The 19,461-nt window shown below is 47.0% G+C and carries 13 protein-coding genes; all 13 read right to left on the bottom strand.

Annotated elements, in window-relative coordinates; all coding sequences use genetic code 11:
• Positions 1-23: 23 nt before the first annotated feature.
• Positions 24-1,931, bottom strand: a complete 1,908-nt coding sequence (locus tag DVG78_RS04440) for a cellulase N-terminal Ig-like domain-containing protein (protein WP_114460042.1) — start codon at positions 1,929-1,931, stop codon at positions 24-26.
• A 41-nt stretch (positions 1,932-1,972) separates the two neighbouring features.
• Complete coding sequence (locus DVG78_RS04435) at positions 1,973-2,962, bottom strand: FAD:protein FMN transferase (RefSeq protein WP_114459847.1); 990 nt, start codon at positions 2,960-2,962, stop codon at positions 1,973-1,975.
• Between the two features lie 110 nt (positions 2,963-3,072).
• Positions 3,073-4,875: an FAD-dependent oxidoreductase gene (locus DVG78_RS04430; protein WP_114459846.1), complete on the bottom strand. Its 1,803-nt coding sequence runs from the start codon at positions 4,873-4,875 to the stop codon at positions 3,073-3,075.
• A gap of 1 nt (position 4,876) precedes the next feature.
• Positions 4,877-6,037, bottom strand: coding sequence for a hypothetical protein (locus tag DVG78_RS04425; RefSeq protein ID WP_199563192.1), 1,161 nt, complete (start codon positions 6,035-6,037; stop codon positions 4,877-4,879).
• Positions 6,038-6,112: 75 nt separating this feature from the next.
• Complete coding sequence (locus DVG78_RS04420; protein WP_114459845.1) at positions 6,113-7,600, bottom strand: RagB/SusD family nutrient uptake outer membrane protein; 1,488 nt, start codon at positions 7,598-7,600, stop codon at positions 6,113-6,115.
• A gap of 26 nt (positions 7,601-7,626) precedes the next feature.
• Positions 7,627-10,644 carry a SusC/RagA family TonB-linked outer membrane protein gene (locus tag DVG78_RS04415; protein WP_114459844.1) on the bottom strand — a complete coding sequence of 1,006 codons (3,018 nt, stop codon included), beginning with the start codon at positions 10,642-10,644 and terminating at the stop codon, positions 7,627-7,629.
• Positions 10,645-11,064: 420 nt separating this feature from the next.
• Positions 11,065-12,783, bottom strand: a complete 1,719-nt coding sequence (locus DVG78_RS04410; protein WP_114459843.1) for an alpha-L-fucosidase — start codon at positions 12,781-12,783, stop codon at positions 11,065-11,067.
• A 16-nt stretch (positions 12,784-12,799) separates the two neighbouring features.
• Entirely contained in the window at positions 12,800-14,035 is a 1,236-nt protein-coding gene (fucP, locus tag DVG78_RS04405) for an L-fucose:H+ symporter permease (RefSeq protein WP_229598130.1), read from the bottom strand.
• Positions 14,032-14,388 carry an L-rhamnose mutarotase gene (locus DVG78_RS04400; protein ID WP_114459841.1) on the bottom strand — a complete coding sequence of 119 codons (357 nt, stop codon included), beginning with the start codon at positions 14,386-14,388 and terminating at the stop codon, positions 14,032-14,034. Before DVG78_RS04400 ends, fucP begins: the two co-directional genes overlap by 4 nt.
• 5 nt (positions 14,389-14,393) lie before the next feature.
• A complete protein-coding gene (locus DVG78_RS04395) occupies positions 14,394-15,158 on the bottom strand; it encodes an SDR family NAD(P)-dependent oxidoreductase (protein ID WP_114459840.1) in 765 nt (254 codons plus the stop codon).
• Between the two features lie 12 nt (positions 15,159-15,170).
• Positions 15,171-16,397, bottom strand: coding sequence for an enolase C-terminal domain-like protein (locus DVG78_RS04390; protein ID WP_114459839.1), 1,227 nt, complete (start codon positions 16,395-16,397; stop codon positions 15,171-15,173).
• A gap of 34 nt (positions 16,398-16,431) precedes the next feature.
• Entirely contained in the window at positions 16,432-17,829 is a 1,398-nt protein-coding gene (locus tag DVG78_RS04385) for an alpha-L-fucosidase (protein WP_114459838.1), read from the bottom strand.
• A 54-nt stretch (positions 17,830-17,883) separates the two neighbouring features.
• Positions 17,884-19,395 (bottom strand): sulfatase, encoded by a 1,512-nt coding sequence (locus DVG78_RS04380; RefSeq protein WP_114459837.1) that lies wholly within the window; start codon positions 19,393-19,395, stop codon positions 17,884-17,886.
• Positions 19,396-19,461: the final 66 nt, after the last annotated feature.

Here is a 19,461-nt window from a genome sequence, read left to right as displayed (position 1 = left end):
CAGACCATTTCGAGGCTACTATATTATTTTACAATTACTTCCGCTTTCTGGGCAAATCCCATCGCTCCGTACGCTACTTGCAGCGAACGAGATACCGCAGGAATGGTATACGATGCCCGAAAAATACCCGTATTTTCTCCCGTTTCGATTACTTCTAAGGCAGAGGTCGGTTTTCCATTAACCGCCAAGAAGACTTGCCCTTTCTCCACCTGATTCCAATCCATATTCAGAGCGGCTTTTAATTCAATAACAACCGTTTCGCCGGCTTTGGCCTGTTTGAGTTCTTTTCCATCCCGACTCAAAATTTTCACCTGTTGACTGCCGAGTGTGGAGAACGTCAGCGTCGCCTGCCAGCCTCGGTTGGATACGCACCAGCCTTCGGTGGCATAGGCATCTTTTCCAATCAAATCCTGACTTTCGTTGCCACCCGTTGTTGCCGTTTTTGTTTTCTGAAAATCTTTGTCCAACGGTGAACCGTCGAGTGTGCCGCGCACTTTACCCAACATTCCATAACCGTTGGGGTGCGCGGCGGGCCAACCATGCTCCACACCTTCCCAATAGCCGCCGATGTCGAGGCGGTCTTTGCTTTTGTTGCTCAAATGTGCTCCTACGGGATTGACACCAAATACAAAATCTACCTGCGCCCAGCCTAGATCACGCAGTCGGGTATCATTTAACAAATAGGCTACGGCAAACATCGAACCGCCCAACGCAGGTGCTCCGCCCAATTCTTTGGTTTTGGGATGCGCCCACTCCGTTTCGCTATGGACGCGGTATTTCCAAAAATTATTGGTCTTTTGGTGCATGTGCGTAGCCCAGGCGCTTAATTTTTCTTTGGTTCCTTTGGGCGCGTGTTCGGGCAAGACCAACAGAAAATACGCCAACGCCTGCGGCGTAATGTGCTCGGCATTCCGAATCCACCACATATGGCGGGGATTATTAAAATCCCAATGTTGGATAATATCTGCGGCACTTTCCTGCGCCCATTTTAGGTATTGTTGGGGCTTGCCGTCGGGCTCATTTTTTTCGCACAAATACATGAATAAATTGCTGAAAACCGACTGCCCGTAGGCATTGCCCATTTCGTTGAATTCCTGAAAACCGGCATCCACCCATTTAGTGCTGTACGTCCAGTAGCGCACCACTTTATGACGGTCATAGACCATCCATTTTTCATTACACACTTGGCGGTATTTTAGGTATTTTTCGCGGGGCAAATACGGCTTCAAAAAATCATGGTAGGCCGCACATACCACCGAAAGTTGGTCCAACAAATTCCAATAATCGTACTGCATCCGAGGCTGTCCTTCGTAGCCGAGTGAACCGTGACGATTGGCCACAGGGCCTTGGTAGGCCACGTGAGCGTAGGCAAACTCGGCATGCCAAAGGATCAATTCTATCAAATCAGGTACGTTCTTGTCACCAAATTCGGTTTTCCAACGGTCATAAAGGGCAGGATTGGACGCGTATTGCAGGCATTCAAAAATGGTTTCCAACCCATACGCCCCGCCATCCCGCGAAGGCCCGCCGCCGTAGACTTTGGGCAAATTGGCATTGATGGGGTCTTCGGAACCTCGTACATCAATAAAGAATTGATAGCCCAGTTTTGACGCTATTTTTTCAAGCAAATGGTCGGCAATCCAAAAGGGAACAGAAGTCCCAACTCCGTCTACTTCCACCCGAAACTCATCTTTAGAGACAGGATTGAAGCGCGTAAACCAGCCTTCCTGATTAAGGATTTCACCTTCAAATACGAGTTGATTCGTCGTGTTATTAATAATCTTAAACTTAGCCCCGTCTTTTGCCCCCACGCACACAAAGCGTTTGGATTCGCCCAGATTATAGCCGGCTTGGTTGACCAGCACCGGCACTTTTTCCTGTTGAGCGAATGACGTTATACAGCAAGTGAGTAAAATAAAAAATACGCGCATTGAATTATCATTTAGTACAACCAGACTCATCGGCTGATTGATTACAAATTCTTTAAACCGTTGGTTGAGAATGTTTTCAAACGGCCGGCATCATCACTATAAAGGATATACACATCCATATCTTTTCGGGTAATTAAAAACTGTTTTACTGCTTCCAATCCCATCACAAAAAAAGCAGTATCGTAGCCATCGGCGGTAATGGCATCTTCCGCAAAAACGGTGACGCTGAGGAGAGAACTTTGCTCCATTTCGCCCGTTTTGGGGTTAATAATGTGACTGAATACCTGCCCGTTGGCCTCGTACCGATTTCGGTAATTACCCGCCGTAGTCATGGCTCGGTTAGTGAGCGTCAACTTTGTTTGCAATTTGGCAGGATGCAGCGGGTTTTCGATGCCGATGGCCCACGGCTGCCCGTCGTTTTTTTGGCCTTTTGTTCGAACTTCTCCGCCAATTTCCACCATATACTGATGAATATTTTGTGCTTCCAACAAGGCCGCCACTTGGTCCACACTATAGCCCTGCGCGATGGAATTAAAGTCTAATCGAATGTTTGCTTTTTGTTTTACCACCGAAACCGAATCAAAGCTTATATACTGAAAACCAACATACTGCAACAGCGAATCCACATTTACAAACGCTCCTTTCGGTCGTTTTGTCGGCCCGAACCCGTAGGCTTCCACCAACGGCAACACGGTTGGGTCAAACGCCCCTTTTGTATCTCGAAATACCTCTGCTGATTTTTTAAGTACGGCATAAAAATGCGGCGACATGAACCGATGACTCATCGAGCGATTGAACTGCGAAATCTCGGAGTCGGGTCGATAGATTGACAGGGATTTGTCAATGTCGGCCAGCAACGAATCCATTTCTTTTTGAAACGAACGTTTTCGTTCGTCGCGGTATTTGATATGATAGGTTGTCCCCTGTGCCTCTCCCGTCAGACTCATCATCTGCTCCCCCGAAGACGCACCCACCTGCCCCTGCCCAAAAGCAGGAATGAAGACAAGTAAAAGGAGGAACGGCGCTTTCATATGTGGTAATTTATACTGAAACTTCCCAAGTTTAGAACTGATTCTCTATTGTAAACTTGGAAAGTTTTTGCGAGCCACTTTCCAATGAGTTCAGCAGCTTTATCTATGTTTTAGGGCTTGCCCGGTAGCGTTTCGTCTTTAATGATCGCCATCAATTCGGGCAGATACTCCTGGTACACTCCCCGGGGTGAGGTGTTGTATTTTTTGGTCAGGTAAGCGGCAAAGCCCACCACTTCGCCCATCATGCCACAGGTACGCATCACCCGCGTACTGCCAAAGGCAACGTGCGTGGTGCTGATGTTTCGCCCTGCCATGAACAGATTACTGATGTTTTTGGAATACAAACAACGGTACGGAATCGTATAAGGAGCTACTTTAATGTGCTTTGTGCCGGCAAAAAACTCCTGCCCTTCAAAATATTTTTTGTTGCGCTCGTCGGGAAAATGGAGGTCAATGGTCCAAGTAGCGGTTACGGTACCATCCGGATATTGTTTGCCTTCCTGAATATCCATTTGGTTCAGCACGTGGTCGCCCATCAACCGGCGCGATTCGCGCTTGCCACCGATGTAGGCCACCCACGCCAGTTCGCGCTTGGCGTATTTGGCGGGTTTGTTCTTTTTCAGGTACGACCAGTTGCCGAAGATGGCGCGCAGGTTATGGTCACGTATTTTTTCGGCATCAGTAATGGTGTTGAAATTACCAAAACCAGTTTCCCACTGCCAGTCGGCTTTAGAATCATCGATGTGGTATTCGTCGGAAAACTGTATTGCCCAAGGGGTTTCGGGAAACGACGACACGGTGTCGCGCTCTAGCGAAGCCCAAAGGTTGGAGGTTCCTAAAGTAAAATTATCAGCTTTGTCGGCGGCCAACGATTCGCCTGTTTCGGCTTTGCTTTCACGGCCCATTCTGAACTCAGCACCCGCCAAATCGCCGATGGTTCCGTCGCCGGTGCAATCGGAAAAGAACGTGCCCGTAAAGCGGGTTTCTTTATTGGTGGCAATATCACGGCCAACAACCGCTACAATTTTATCCCCGCTTTTTTCCACTTTATACACATGGGTATTCAAAAACAGCGAGATATTACGCTCTCCTTTCACAATGGCCGTTTTGCGGGCATCGCCGTATTCTTTGGCGTCCGGGTTTCCGTTTCCGGGGTCACCGTTGTCCATTTCCCGCACAATGCGGCCGAGTTTTGGGTAATGATTTTTGTCCACATCGCCCATCAAATGCACCCGAATTTCTGAACTGTTGTTTCCTCCCAGTACCGGGCGGTCTTGAATCAGCGCCACTTTAAGGCCCATACGTGAAGCTGAGATGGCCGCACAGGTTCCGGCAATTCCACCACCAATAACTACTAAATCAAAGTTATTGGCTTCAGTAGGTGTATCGGCCAGTTTCAATTGCTGCTTACGAAAAGCAGTCATGGCGTCGAGTTTTTCAGGAGGACTAAACGTAGCTGAATTCGTAAAAAGAATCGCGTCGCAGCGACCGTTGAAACCCGTCAAATCGTGCAATGCCACGCTCATTTGCTCGTTTTGGACGTCAATTTCACCGCCGGGATACCATTTCCACACGTCTGAACCGCTTTCACCAAAGACTTGGTTGAGCGGTTTTCCATTCAATACGACCTGAAATTTGCCCGGTCCTTTCGGAAACGGTGCCCAATCTTTGGTGCGCACCCAAACCCGGTATTTTCCTTTTTTGGGAAAGGGAACGGTTGTGGCGGCATCTTTCACCGGACGGCCCATGCCGTGGGCCATGAGGTACGAAGAGCCCATGACCACAAACGATTGTTGGTCAATGACCCAGCCACCTTTATCGGTAAAGGACTCCGTTTCCAGAAAAACGTGATCCTGTGCCGATAATTTCAGCGATATAAACAGTAAAAGGAGCGTTCGGAGCAGCGGTTTCATGTTATTTGTCGTTTGGGTGGAATGTTTGTTTATAATGAGTCATTTTTTGTTGTACCGCTCGGTTTTTGGGCCGTTGTGCTTCCAACAGCCGATAGACCTCTGCGGCACAGTTTTCATTGGTCAGCTGACCGGCCAGCGTCAGCAGCGTTTGTTCCGACAGTTTTGGTTGAGCCTCCAGCGCTTTCAACAACAGAATGGACTGCTCCCTATTTATGGTCGCTAACTGTTGGGCCGCCTGTTCCGTCATCCAATTCGTGAGCGACAACGTCGCCATCTTTTTCAGAATAACAAGCTGCAACGGATACCCTGCCGATTGGTATGTTTCCCATAACCATTGCTGTCGCGCCTTGTCGGCAAAAAATGCCTTATTGACTTTTTGCAACGCAAAGCGGGCGGTAAAGATGTTTTTTCCTCGAATAACTTGTTGTATATCCGATTGAAAATCAGCCAAAACCGTACCCTCCGCATTCATTACCCGTTCCATTGCCCAATACTGGTAGTAATGATTATTATCGTTCAGAAATCGGTGCAATAGTGCGTCCGTTTTAAAGAATTCAGTAATTCGGTTCATCTCCGTCACTACCTTTCCGTGGGCGATGTGCCAGAGCGTATAGCAGGTATACACCGCTCCGTCAATCACTTCATTTTTGACGGTTTTGAGCGTGGCACCCGCCTTGGCATCGACGGAATCGGCCAGGTTTTCCGTGCCTTTTCCGACCAAGTCTTCCATCGAAACATCTTTCAGCAACGAGTGCGTATTGGCCAAAATATCCTGTAACTTTTCGTAATCTTCGGGCTTAAACGGCTTGTGATCCATGCGGGTCAACACCGCGCCTTTCGGAAAATCGAAACGGGTATAGTTGCCCAGTAAATCCCAGTAAAAGTTAATGTATACCGGTTTGCATTCGCCCGTCAGACATACCGGCGTAAACAGGTTGCTGAAGTAATACAGCGACTGCCCGGCCTCATCCAACGCCAATTGCAAGGTGTATTCGGTGGTATCGTTGATGGTCACCGTATACTCTTTCGTCTTCGTTGGGGTTTGGGCAAAAGCGGTAGTTGTTACCAACAAAAAGAAACACAGAGTACCAATATTCCAGCAGGCTTTCTTTAAAAGCGCAGGAAACGAAAGGCAATATTTTATGTGTTTAGGTTTCTGCACAATTGCTTCCAATCAGTTTGCTAACGTCGGCGAGAGCTGGGCGCTCCCATTCCAAACCTCGCCGACGTTATTATTTTACTTCCAATCAGGGTTTTGTTCCAACTTAGGATTGGCATTGATTTCGTCGAGCGGAATCGGAAAATACTTATTTTTGGCCGTAGGCGTGCGCGTTGGATAGACGTTGTTGACTGCTTTCGGCACTTCAGTGACAAATTTGCCCGTCCGCGTCAAATCATACCAACGGTCACCCTCGGCAAAAAACTCCCACGAACGTTCCTGCAACACGGCATCAATAAAGGCATCTTTACTAAGTCCTGCTTTAAGATCCGGTAACCCTGCCCGCTTCCGAATGGCATTTACAAAACCATAAGCAACAGCAGTAGCTCCGTTTAAACGAGCTTCGGCTTCGGCCGCGATCAGGTACATATCTGGCAAGCGGAAAATGGGAATATTGGGAATTTGACCCACAATCGTATTAGGATCTTGGTATTTTTTTATCAATACACCTTGCGTGGTAATGGGCGTAATACTGCGTTGAGGCACAACGGCTCCGCTTCTGTTAACGTAGGTCGTATCCAACAGTTGACGACGTTTATCGGCGGGGTCAAATGAATCGAAAAAGGTTTGGTACGCAAACATTGATCCAAACGACGTGCGAGCATAATCGACACCGGCGTTGCCGGGAGGGCCGCAAAGGCCAGTCAATTGGTGCCCACGCCCGGGCGAGACCGGAGCCACTTCAAACGCCCACATATTTTCGACACGAGCCGCATCTTCTTTATCGTAACGATACACATCGCGTACATCCGGCATGAGCGAATATTTACCCGAACTGATGACTTCCTGCGCTTTTTGCAGGGCTTTTTGCCAATCTTCGTTGTACAAAGCCGCTTTGGCGTACAAAGCATTTACCACTTCTTTGGAAGGGCGGCCCTTCTCAATGGCGGGATAAGACAGCAAACCTGCCGCCAACGCCATATCTAAATCACTGTAAATCTGCTTATAAACATCTGCTTTGAGGCTTTTTCCAATCATAGCTTCAGCTTCGGAAGTACTTGGTTTTGTTTTAACAGGCACATCCCCAAAGTTTTTGGTGAGCGTCCAATGATAAAACGCCCGCATAAAATACGCTTCCCCGATGATTTGCTTTTTGCGCGTTTCATCCATGATGGCCGCGGGTACTTTTTCAATGATCCAGTTGGCTTTTTCGATACCATCGTAGCTCGAAGCCCAGATTTGTTGAGGAGATTCATTGGTGCGACCCGCGGTGCGCTGTGTGGTATAATTGGCATCGTAGGCAAAGAGAGTCAGCGTATTGCGCCCCACCACTGCCCGTGGATAACACTGGTCAGCGCTAAAATCCGACACAATCGTCAGCGCCGGACCCGCGCCCATATCACCGAGAGGGTCATACACGGCCACGAGTCCTTTTTCGGCATCAGCGGCCGTTTTATAAAAAGCTTCAGTATAGATGGAAGAGTAAATCGTTTCTTCCAAATCACAACTTGTTGTAAGCACCAACAGCGCCGAGCACAAGCCAATGAGTTTATTATATCTTTTCATCTTAATTTTCTTTGAAGGGTTTTAGCTTAAAACGTTACCTGAATACCGCCCAAGAAGGAGCGCGCCTGCGGATACACAAAGTTATCTACCCCAATGACGGTATTTGAACCCGCAAAGGTGTTTACCTCAGGGTCAAATCCGCTGTAGTTGGTGACGGTAAATAGGTTGTTTCCTGAAACATACACCCGGATATTCTGTACGCCTTTAATGGCTGGAAGCGTGTATCCAAGCGTAATGTTTTTGCAGCGAATGTATGAGCCGTCTTCTACGTAATAATTACTCACCGGCAAACGTCCGCCCTGTGCGGGGCTTACGTACTGATTGCTCGGGTTGGTCGGTGTCCAACGATTCACTACACCTTTCAACAAATTACGTTGTCCGAGTGGGTTCTCAAATGACAGGCGGCTTAGGTTGTAAATATCATTGCCCTGCGAACCCGAAAGAAATGCACTCAAATCGAAGCCTTTGTAAGAAACATTGGTCGAAAACCCGAAGATGAAATTAGGATTGGGATTTCCCGTAATCGTTTGGTCGGCCGAGGTAATGGTGCCGTCACCATTGAGGTCTTTGATTTTATGACCGCCCAAACGACCGTCGTAGCCCGGTAAAATAGCCTCACCGGTTTGGTTGATTCCGTCAAAAATGTACGATTTTATCAAACCCAACGGTTCGCCTACTTTCAAAATGGTATAGCTCGTAATAAAACGCTCCTGCGTGGTTCCGCCATCCAAATCAAGCACTTTGTTACGATTGCGGGTCAGGTTAGCCGAAACGTTCCATTTTAACGGGCCGTCTAAAATACGGGCATTGGCGGCAAATTCGATTCCTTTGTTCTCCAATGAAGCGTAGTTTCCGGTAATGCTGCCATAACCCGAAGAAAGCGGTAAAGTCTTGATATACAACAAGTCTTTGGTTACTTTATCATACACATCCACAATCAGGCTAAAGCGGTTATTGAGTAAGCTCACGTCCAGACCAATGTTGGTTTGGGTTGATTTTTCCCAACGCAAATCTGGGTTGGCAATGCCCGTCGGGTTGATACCCGTTACGTACGCATTGTTAAAAATATAGTCGCTTCCCGTTGCCGCTACTGTACTCAAAGACTGGTACGGTGAAATACCGCCGGCATTTCCCGTGATTCCGTAGCTCGCCCGCAATTTAAGGTCAGACAACCACGAAACATTTTTCAAAAATGGTTCTTCAATCAAGCGCCATGCCGCCGAAACCGCAGGGAAAAAGCCGTATTTATTGTTGGCTCCGAAGCGGCTCGAACCATCGACCCGAGCGGTCAAATCCAGAAAATATTTGTCTTTGTAACCATAATTAACCCGTCCCATGTATGAATCCAAACGCTGTTTGCTTCGGCTACTGCTAACGGTGCGGTTGAGGGCTAATTGAAGTGCTTCGTTCTGGGTAGCATCGTTGGGGAAGCCCGACGCACCAATGGAGTTTGCGTTGGCAAATTCCGCCTGTGAGGCAAATACGCCTGTAAATTTCAGGCTGTGCGTTTCGGCAATGGTTTGAGAATAGGTCAAAATGCTTTCGTGCAAAAGGCCCAAAAAGTTGGAATTGGACTTAGAGCCCGAACCCGAATTATCATTCAAATCTTTGACGCTGATTATGGAGCGAGGCGAATACCGATCAGCGATATTGTTCTGTAAATCAGCATTGAACGAAGCACGATAGGTTAAGCCTTTCAAAATAGTGGCTTCGCCGTAGAGGTTTACCAATGTCCGTTTTAAAGCCGTTTGGTTGAGCACCGAAGCGATTCCCAACGGATTGGTTACCTCGCGGTAGCGGCCGTCTTCCTGCTCGCCGAACGGAAATACACTGCCGTCGGGGCGGTAGGGTTTCAAATTCGGCGGTGCGCCGATGGCCGCCCCCAAAATACTACCCGTCACCACATCGGCATCGCCTTGGCTTGCTGAGCCGGTTTGTACGCCTGAGTTGACCGAATAACTGCCCAAAATACTGGTTCCCACTTTTACGCGGTTGCTGATCTTGTGGTCCAAATTCAGGCGGTACGAATAGCGTTTAAAATTGGAATTGATAATGATACCATCCTGATTGAAGTAGTTGGCCGACATTGCCAATTGGGTTTTGTCGTTGCCGCCGTTGATGGACAATTGATGATTTTGAATCGGAGCCTGACGGAAAATGATATTTTGCCAGTTGACACCTTCGCCCAAGGAAGCCGGGTCTTTGTAATAGCTGTTTTTAAACACTTCGTTTTCCAATTGGGCAAATTCAGCGGCGTTGAGCGTGGGTAGCGTTTTGGATACTTTTTGGGTACCATAGTAACTGTCGAATGTCACCCGCGTGCCACCGCTGCGACCGCGTTTGGTCGTAATCAACACCACGCCGTTGGCAGCTCTTGCGCCGTAAATCGCTGACGCAGAAGCATCTTTCAAGACTTCTACACTTTCAATATCGTTGGGGTTGATGGTCGAAAGCGGGCTGACATCGTTGATACCGCCGCCGTTGGAAATCTGAATTCCGTCTACCACATACAATGGTTCCGAAGCTCCGTTGATGGAGTTCGTTCCCCGAATCCGAACGCTGACGTTTCCGCCGGGAGCGCCCGAGTTTTGGTTGATCTGAATCCCCGATACCCGCGCCTGCAAGCCCTGCGCTACGTTGGCTACGGGCGTTTGGACCAAATCAGAGGCTTTCACTGAAGCGATAGAACCCGTTGTTTCAATTTTTCGCTGGGTTCCATATCCCACTACCACCACTTCATTGAGCGCCTTGACATCGGCTTGGAGCGACACATCAATAACGCTGCGGTTATTAATATCAATTTCCTGCTTTAAATACCCAATAAACGAAAAGACCAACGTTGCTTTCGACGGCACACCGTTGAGTTGGTAGTTGCCGTCACCGTCTGAAACTGCGCCCTTTTGTGTGCCTTTCACGGTAACATTAACGCCCGGCAGAGAAGCTCCGGCACCATCGGTGATCTTACCCCTTATGTTCAGATCTTGGGCATACGCGTTGGTCATGAGACCAAACGCCAGTATCCATACTCGTAATTTTCCCAGCATTAGATTAGAGGTTTAAAATAAAAAATATACAATTATCGAGGGTTTGGAAATCCGCATTGTAAAAGCCTTTAAAGATGCTTCCAACAGAATTTTGAGGGAAAGTAGGGGCAGTTTTTAAATAATCAACAGAAAAAATTGAATTTTACCCACAAAAACTATCGGGAACTTTCCCGAAACTGGTAACGATAGCAACGATAACTTGCAGAAGTGATTTCCTTTTACAATTTCTATTTGTTCTATTATTTTTATATATAAAACATAGGAATAATTAAAAATACAGGAATAGTACAATTTTATAATTTAAACATACCCCATAACAAAAAATCGCAGCGCTTTTACCAACTTGGTAAAAGCGCTGCGAAACGGATCAACAATTTGATCATTAACCGGCTTTATAATATTGCTTTCAATGCTCCACGATTAAAACAACTGGAACTCCCGAATTCCGGCAAAACCGTGAGAATCTAAAATCACCAACCGAAACTTTTGCGCCACCACCGGGCTGATATCTTTGCTCCAATTGCCCATTTTTTCATCCTGCGCCACCGTCAGCCATTGTCCGTCTCTTTCGTACTGAATTTCAAAGCGTTTAATTTGAGACTTTTGATAAACCGCTTCGCTCACTTTAAGCTGTTTGATGGTTTGCAGTGTTCCCAAATCAACTTCAATCCAACCCTTGTTTTGAAATAAATCAAACGCTTTTTCTGATTGATAATGAACATCCTGCCCGTAATAGCGCTCAAAATCCACATCAGTACGCCGGCCCATTTTCCAGTGGGTAGCGGGGTTGTCATCAAAAGCCGCCGTAGGGTCGTGCAAAAAAGCCCCCATCGAGCTCGAAGCCGTCGCTTTTTTGCCGTAAGCCAATGAATTAGTGGTGGTAAAAGGAATAATTTGGCCAAGTTTAGAGGCGGGTTTATCCAGCGTAATCGTTACAATGGTGGCGATGGAGTCGCGCCCATTTTGGGGTATTTTCAAGGTAACATCTGCCTTGGTTTGCGTAAACGAAATAGCGTTTCCATTCAACAAAGACGCTTTTTTTACCTTAGCAGCCATAGGCGGGAGCTTGATTTCATCGCCTGTATTGTTCAACAAATGCAAATACAGTGTATTGCCTCGGTATGAGCTGACGTAGTCTTTTGAGGGGGTATAAATTCCCCCTTTCGTTTCGTAAACGGCTTCCGCGTTTTTGTTCAGCCAATTGCCCATCTCGGTGGCACGGGCCACAAAATTGGGTGGAAAAACACCCGAACTGTCGGGCCCGATGTTGAACAAAAGATTGCCGTTTCCACCCACACAACGCAGCAACGTATGCAGCGATTCTTTCAAACTTCGCGGCGTATCGTTGAATCGCCACGCCCACTGATGCCCCATGTTGGTGCAGGTTTCCCAAGGCACGGCACCGTAGCCAGCCACAAAACCTTCGGGTGTAGCATAGTCGGCATAAGCCCCTACCCTTGCGTGCGATTCGTCGGGATTGAAGGGTTCGAGCCGATTGTTGATGATGATTTCAGGCTGCAAAGTACGCGCCAGATCAAACACTCTTTTGGGATGAATCGGGCTTGGTGAGCCTTCATAATCTATCCATAACAAACTGATTTTGCCATAGTTGGTCAACAATTCACGTACTTGCTGCTCCACTCGATCGGCAAAAATATCATTCGTTTTGGGGTTGCGACAATCGGGGTCTTTCCAGTCAGCTACCGAAAAATACCAGCCAATGGGCATCCCTGCTTCGTGGGCAGCTTGAGCAAGCTCTTTGCAAACATCCCGCCCAAAAGGGCTATTCATGATGTTGTAAGGCGTGGTTTTGGTATCAAATAGGCAAAAACCATCGTGGTGTTTTGAAGTCAAAACCAAGTACTTCATTCCTCCTGCTTTGGCCAACTTAACCCATTCTTTGGCGTTGAATTGCTTGGGGTTAAATCTCAAATACAACGAATCGTACTTGCTTTTGCCGTAGCCATTGCGCGACCAACTAATTTCTTTCCCAATCAACGAAACAGGCCCCCAGTGGATGAACAGGCCCATTTTCGCCTCTTGCCACCATTGCAAACGCTGCTGTTTTGAACTGTTCGTTTGGCCAATTCCCTGAAAAGCAATCAGGCCAAACAAAAGAATTATAGATAGCTTTTTCATTGAAAATAGAGTTTAACTACTTGATAATATGGCCTTTTTGGGCGTAATACAAAATGTAAGCGTAACACAAAACGGGCAGCACAAAGGCAAAGCGAATGCTGTGTATATCAGAGATGAGCCCCATGAGCGGTGGTACAATGGCCCCACCTACAATGCTCATGATAATCAACGATGAACCTGTTTTGGTGTAAGCACCCAAATTTTTGATGCTCAACGTAAACAAGATGGGGTACATGACCGACGTAAAAAGCCCCACTACCGAAAGCGACAAAATCGAAAGATACCCCGTACTGAACATGGCGAGCGCCACCAACCCCATAGCCCCCAAAGCACAGGCTGCCAACATTTTGGAAGGATTTACTTTTTGTAAAAAATAAGCCCCTGCCAACCGTCCGACCAATACCAAAGCCATAAAGAGAGTGATAAACAAAGCGGCTTTCTGTTCGCCTAATTCATTAATTTCTAATGACTTGGCATAACGAATTAAAAAACTGACAATACCCACCTCGGCCCCCAAATAACAAAATACACCCAGTGCTCCAAGCACCGTATGCGTATATTTAAAAATGGTTTTTAATCGAATATTCTCTTCGCCTTCTTCCTGAATATCAGGCATTTTGATAAAAAATAACATCGCCCCCAATACCACAAACAAAGCCCCCAAACTCAGGTAGGGTATTTTGACCAATTGGGCTTCGGCGTTGAGATAATCTGCCAATTGACCGGGGCTGAATTGCTGAACGGTAGCTTCGGAAGTATCGGTGGCATGAAGTAAAAACACTGCTCCAACGTATGGGCCAATGGTGGCACCAATAGAGCCTACCGCCGCCGCTAAACTGAGCCGACTTGAGGCTTTTTCGGGGTCACCCAAAATGGAGAGGTAGGGCGTAGCCGTCACTTCCAAGAAAGTAAAACCCGCAGCCATGATAAACAAAGCGGCCAAAAACAGGGGGTAAAAGCGCGTTTCGGCCGCCGGAAAAAACAAAAATGCCCCCACCGCTGCCATCAAAAGCCCCGTAATCATTCCCGCCCGATACCCAAACCGTCGGATGTATTGACCCACGGGCAAAGCCAACAAAAAATATCCGCCAAAAAAGGCAGACTGCACCAAAGATGACTGAAAATCAGTCAATTGACACGCTCTTTTGAGATGCGGAATGAGCACATCGTTGATGTTTCGACTCAAATTCCAAATAAACATCAGGCTCATGACGACCAAAAGCGGTATCAGAAATTGGTTTCGGTTTTTCACTTCAGACAATCATTTAACATAAAAACAGGTTTCATTTCAGCCCAGTGTTCGTGGGGTTTGGCTTCGGTCAATCGTTGTTGAAATCCCTCCATAAAAGTCGCCCATTTGGCTTGCAAAGGCATTTTACCAATGGCTTCAAAAGCCGTATTCAGGTCAATGCTTTCTTCGGTTTCGACAATCATAAACAGCCGCGTCCCGATGCGATAGATTTGCATATCTACCACCCCACCCGCCCTAATTCCTTGGGGGATTTCGGGCCAGATATGCTCCGGTTGATGGAAATGTTCGTATTGGGCAATGAGTTCATCATCATCTTTCAAATCAAGGGCCAAACAGGTTCTTTGTGTTTTCATATCATTTACTTTTTATAGCCCAATTCCGCCCCTCCGCTAACCGGCATGATACAACCCGTTATGAACCGGGCGGCCTCAGAGACCAAAAACACCGCCACATCCGCAATAACATCACCTTCGGGACAGTACCCCAAAGCGTGAATATTGTCCAGATAATTTTCAATAGCCTCCGGATTAGGCTGCTGCGTGGCCCATTCACGCAGCATCGGTGTCCATACGCCGGCAGGGCAAATGGCGTTGACCCTAATCCCCAACGGCGCATAATCCAAGGCCATCGCTTTGGTTAGGGCACTCATACCACCTTTGGTAGCGACGTAAGCCGCGTGGTTTTCCTGCCCGATGCTCCCCACCATGCTGGAGGTGTTTAAAATGCAACCTTTGGTCATTTTTAAGGCTTCGATGCCGTAACGGGTAGTCCAATACACGCTTTTTAGATTGATGGAAAATAGGTTATCCCATTCGTTTTCGGTGGTTTGGTCGAGTGGTTTTGAGGGGTGGGCAATGCCTGCATTGTTGTGAATGACATCTATTTTATCAAACCGAGCAATGGCCGTTTCAATGGCCAATTTTACGTCTGCTTCCTTTTGCACATCACCCACAAAGCCGGCGTGTTCATTACCTAAACGGCTGATGAGTTGATTCAAAGAAACTTCATCTTTATCCATCACCAAAACCCGGGCGCCCGCTTTTACGTACGCATCAGCACAGGCTTCGCCAATGCCCGAAGCACCGCCCGTGAGAAAAATCACTTTATGGGTCAATAGGGTCATGTTTTTGGGGAATTAGATTTTCAAATCGCTGCTGCTGCCTGCTTCCTGCGGCACTTGATAATAGCCTCCAACGATGTTGGCAGGATGCATAAAATAAGGTCGCAAGTGCGGAATATGCTCTAAAAACAGATTTTCATGCCCCATACCGATGTGATTAAAAAGCACCAAATGTTGGTGTATTTGCCCCATATCTCCTACGTGGGGCAGCACAGGCACATTAAACTTTTTTGATAATAAACTAATGGCCAGAAACTCAGAGACACCCCCTACGCGTACAACATCTACCTGACAAAAATCCATGGCCTTGGCTTGCAGGAAGTTCTTAAAAATCACCTTATTAGGGATGTGTTCGCCCGTGGCCACTTTAAACGGGGCAATGGCTTGAGCAATAGCCCGATGCCCAAATACATCGTCGGGGTGCGTGGGTTCTTCAATCCAATAAGGGTTGATGCTGCCCAGCCGTTGACAAATATCCAATGCTTGCGGTACGTTCCATTTTTGGTTGGCATCCAGCATGATCGTGGCGGCATCGCCCGCCGTTTGTCGAATCAAAGCCGCGCGTCGCAGGTCACGCAGGGGGTCGTCAGAACCGACTTTGAGCTTAAAGGCCGTAAAGCCTTTGTCCAAGGCTTGCTTGGTTTTTTCAACAATAAGCGCGTCAGAAAAATTAAACCAACCCACCGATGTATCGTAGCCTTTGTAGCCGGTTGTCAGTACAGCATTTCTGCATTCTCTTGTTTTGTATTGCTCCGTGAGTAATTGAATGGCTTGCTCGCGGGTGAGCTCATCTTCTAAGTAACTCAAATCCAGCGTATTGACCAGTGCTTCGGGCGACAAATCCAGAAGCAGTTTCCAAAGCGGCACTTGTCGGGCTTTGGCCCACAGGTCAAAACAAGCATTGACAATAGCCGCCAACGCCAAATGAACCACGCCTTTGTGCGGCCCCAACCACCGCAACGAAGGCTCGTCGGCCAATGTACGGTAAGTTGTACCAAAATCGGCCATCAACTCTTCGATTTCCGTTCCTACTAATTTTACGGATAAATATTGAATGGCTTTACACACTAAGTCATTGCCCGCCCCCAGCGTAAAAGCCAACCCTATTCCTTGCACAGCAGTATCCGTTTTTAACACACAAACGGCATAAGAATACTGAGGGTTGGTGTGAGTTGCATCTGAACCCGCTCCTTCGCCCATTTTAAAACGTTTATCAAGGACTTCAACAGAATGAATGTACATGGAATTAGGTTAATTTCATACAGATAAAGTGCGATTACTGCTTGGTCATAACATTGAAAATATCAACGTTTTTTAATCGTGGCGGTGCCGTGCTTTGCGTAATTGTGAGGCGAAATTTTGCGCCTTCAATCAGGTCAACGGGTCGAATATGTTTGTAGCCAATGTTGGTTCCTTCGGCGATGGTTTTCCATTTTTTATTCATTTCTACCTCCATTTTAAAAGCCCTCACCCGCTCGCCTTGCGTAATGTCCTCTTGCAAAACGAAATAATTGACCGCCTGTTTTTTGTCAAATTTCAACTCAAAAACAGTGCCTTCGCCGCTTGTAGTTTTGAGGGGATTCGAAAAACGGCTTTTGATTTCATCACCCCATTCGGTCAGGCGTCTTACATCAGCATCAGGAAGTAAGCCCCTATCATCGGGCGTAAGCCCTACGATTAAGGTCGAATTGTGCCCCACCGACCGCTCGTACATATCCATCAAGTTTTTTAATGGAAAAATATGCGCGTCATCATTGGGTTCCCAAAACCATTCGTGGCGACCTTTAAAACCACGCAAAGGCGCGTCTGACATGGCGGGCATCCAATATTTTCCGTCTTTATCGCCCTCTTTCAAGAGTTTGAAATCGCCTTTAAAAACGATTTCTTTCTGCGCAGAATGTGAAAAAGGGAACGGAAAAGTAGCCCAACATGGGTAAGGCACCGTGCCGGATTCAGAGCCCCCCCAACGAAAATCGGCCCGCTGCGCATTGTGATAAAACAGACATTTGGGCTGGTATTTTTCAACAATGGGCAATACATCAGCCCCATATTTGGTGGGGTCGTCGGCACCGCCATCAAACCAAATCATAAACAAATCGCCGTAGCGCGTGCAGAGTTCTTTGACCATGCCTTCGCACATTTTTTTGTAGGCTATTTGTCGATTTTTAACAAATTGGCTTTCGCCTTCAATCCTAAAATCATGGACGCCCAAATACGAATTCCACCGAATACCGAGGTAAATACCCGGTGCAATGCCGTATTTCCGACAGGAATTGACAAAATCACGCACGATATCTCCCTTGCCCGCTTGAAATTTCAGGGCTTTCATACAATAGGGATTGACGTCGCTTTGATAAAGTGCAAAGCCTGTTTCGTGAGTGGCGGTCAGGACGGCAAATTTCCCGCCCATTGCTTTCACGGCTTTGACCCATTGGTCGGTATCCAATTGGGTTGGATTAAAAATATTTATGTCCTCAATGGGCGTGATGCGATTATAGGCTTGGTTGTAATTTTTTCCATCAAAAACGTGTAAATCATAACTAATAAGCGCCCCGATTTCCGCTTCATGCCAAGCCATCTGGGAAAGCGTAGGTTTTGGAAAGTCGTTATTTTGAGCCCAAACTTTCGTTGTTAAACCCAAAATAGTGAGAAGAAAAAGGAGGATATTTTTCATTGGCTCGTGATTGATTGAAAACATTGGCGCAGTAATGAACCGATTATATTGTCATCACTTTACTTCGTCAGGATACGGAATAGTTTGCCCCGTGGCTTTGAAAGTAGGGAGATGCGCATTCCGTTTTTTGAGTTCATCGGTAAACAATCGGGCCATTTGTTTCAGCTTTGTGGGCTGGGCTTTTGCTAAGTCATTCTGTTCACCAACATCATCCTTCAAATTGTATAATTCTAAGGTTTGGTTTTTATGTAAATAGACCAATTTCCAGTCACCTTGGCGCATGGCACTCCCCCACGACGTGCCTTTAAAATTTACGTTGGTCCAGTTGTTGGGATAGTGCCACAGGAGGATTTTTTTGTCGTCGCGTTTGTTCTTGTTTTCAAAAAATGGCACAATATTTTGGCCATCTACGGTTTGGAGTGTAGTGTATTTGACCACGCCCGCCATACCCAATACGGTGGGGAAGAAATCGTCAATGGATACGTACTGACTAGAAATGCTGTTTTTCTCAACCTTCGGCCCCGACACCAGCATAGGTACACGCACACCTCCCTCATACAGAGAGCCTTTCCCCTGCTTTAAGGGTAGATTTTGGCTGTGTACTTCCCCACTACGTAACTGAAGGCTATACCCACCGTTGTCAGAAACAAATAAAATATACGTGTTTTTATCCAAGTTATTTGTTTCCAAATAATCCATGAGATCGCCCAAACTCTTGTCCATTCCTTCCACCAAAGCCGAATACCTTGCCTCGGTATCGGTCAAGCCCTGGTCAAGGTATTTTTGGTAAAAACGAGCGTCTTTGTCAAATGGCAAATGAACGGCATAATGCGACATGTACAGAAAAAAGGGTTTCTTACTCACCTGATTTTCTTTCAGGGCGGCAATCGCTTCTTGGGTAAGTGCTTCGGTCAGAAATATGTCTTTTCCGTGGTACTTTTCTAAATCGCGTACTCCCCAAGTGGTGTCGTTAGGGGTACGTCTGAAATTTTTTTCGCCCAAAAAGCTGCTTGGATGTCCTGCGGCTGTGCCGGCAATGTTTTTCTCAAAACCAATCGCTAATGGATTTGCCGCGGGGGTTCCGTAAGAGGCAAAGTGGGCCTTGCCACAATGGAGCGTGAAATAACCTGCTTGCCGTAGCAATTGGGGTAAAGGCGTAGCATGAACGGTCTTGGCAATACCCGCCACGGGACTCATGCCGTTGTGGTTCCAGCCCGGGGGATTCAGAAGGCTGTCGGGGTAATCGGTGGGGGTGTCTTTTTGGGTGTTTGTCCAGTTGGTGACATTGTGACGTGCTACATTCATGCCCGTCATGAGACTTACGCGAGTAGGCGTACAAACGGGGTTGGCGTAGGCATTGGTAAACTTCATACCCTTACGGGCAAGTCGTTCCATGTTGGGGGTATTGAAGCGCTGATTAATGGGCGTTTTGTCTTTCCAAAAGGGCACGGATGTATCTTGCCAACCCATATCATCCACCAGAAAGATGATGATATTCGGCTGTTGTTGCGCCATGACGAAGTGACTGCAAGCAGCCATTCCGAGAATTATTAATAGTCTTAACATCAATTTATTGTTTAAAATAGAGGACAAAATACCGCCAATACTAAACCATTTTTAGTATACTATTGC

Source organism: Runella aurantiaca, from assembly GCF_003339505.1.
Lineage (GTDB): Bacteria > Bacteroidota > Bacteroidia > Cytophagales > Spirosomataceae > Runella > Runella aurantiaca.
This window is presented reverse-complemented; position numbering and strand designations above follow the sequence as displayed.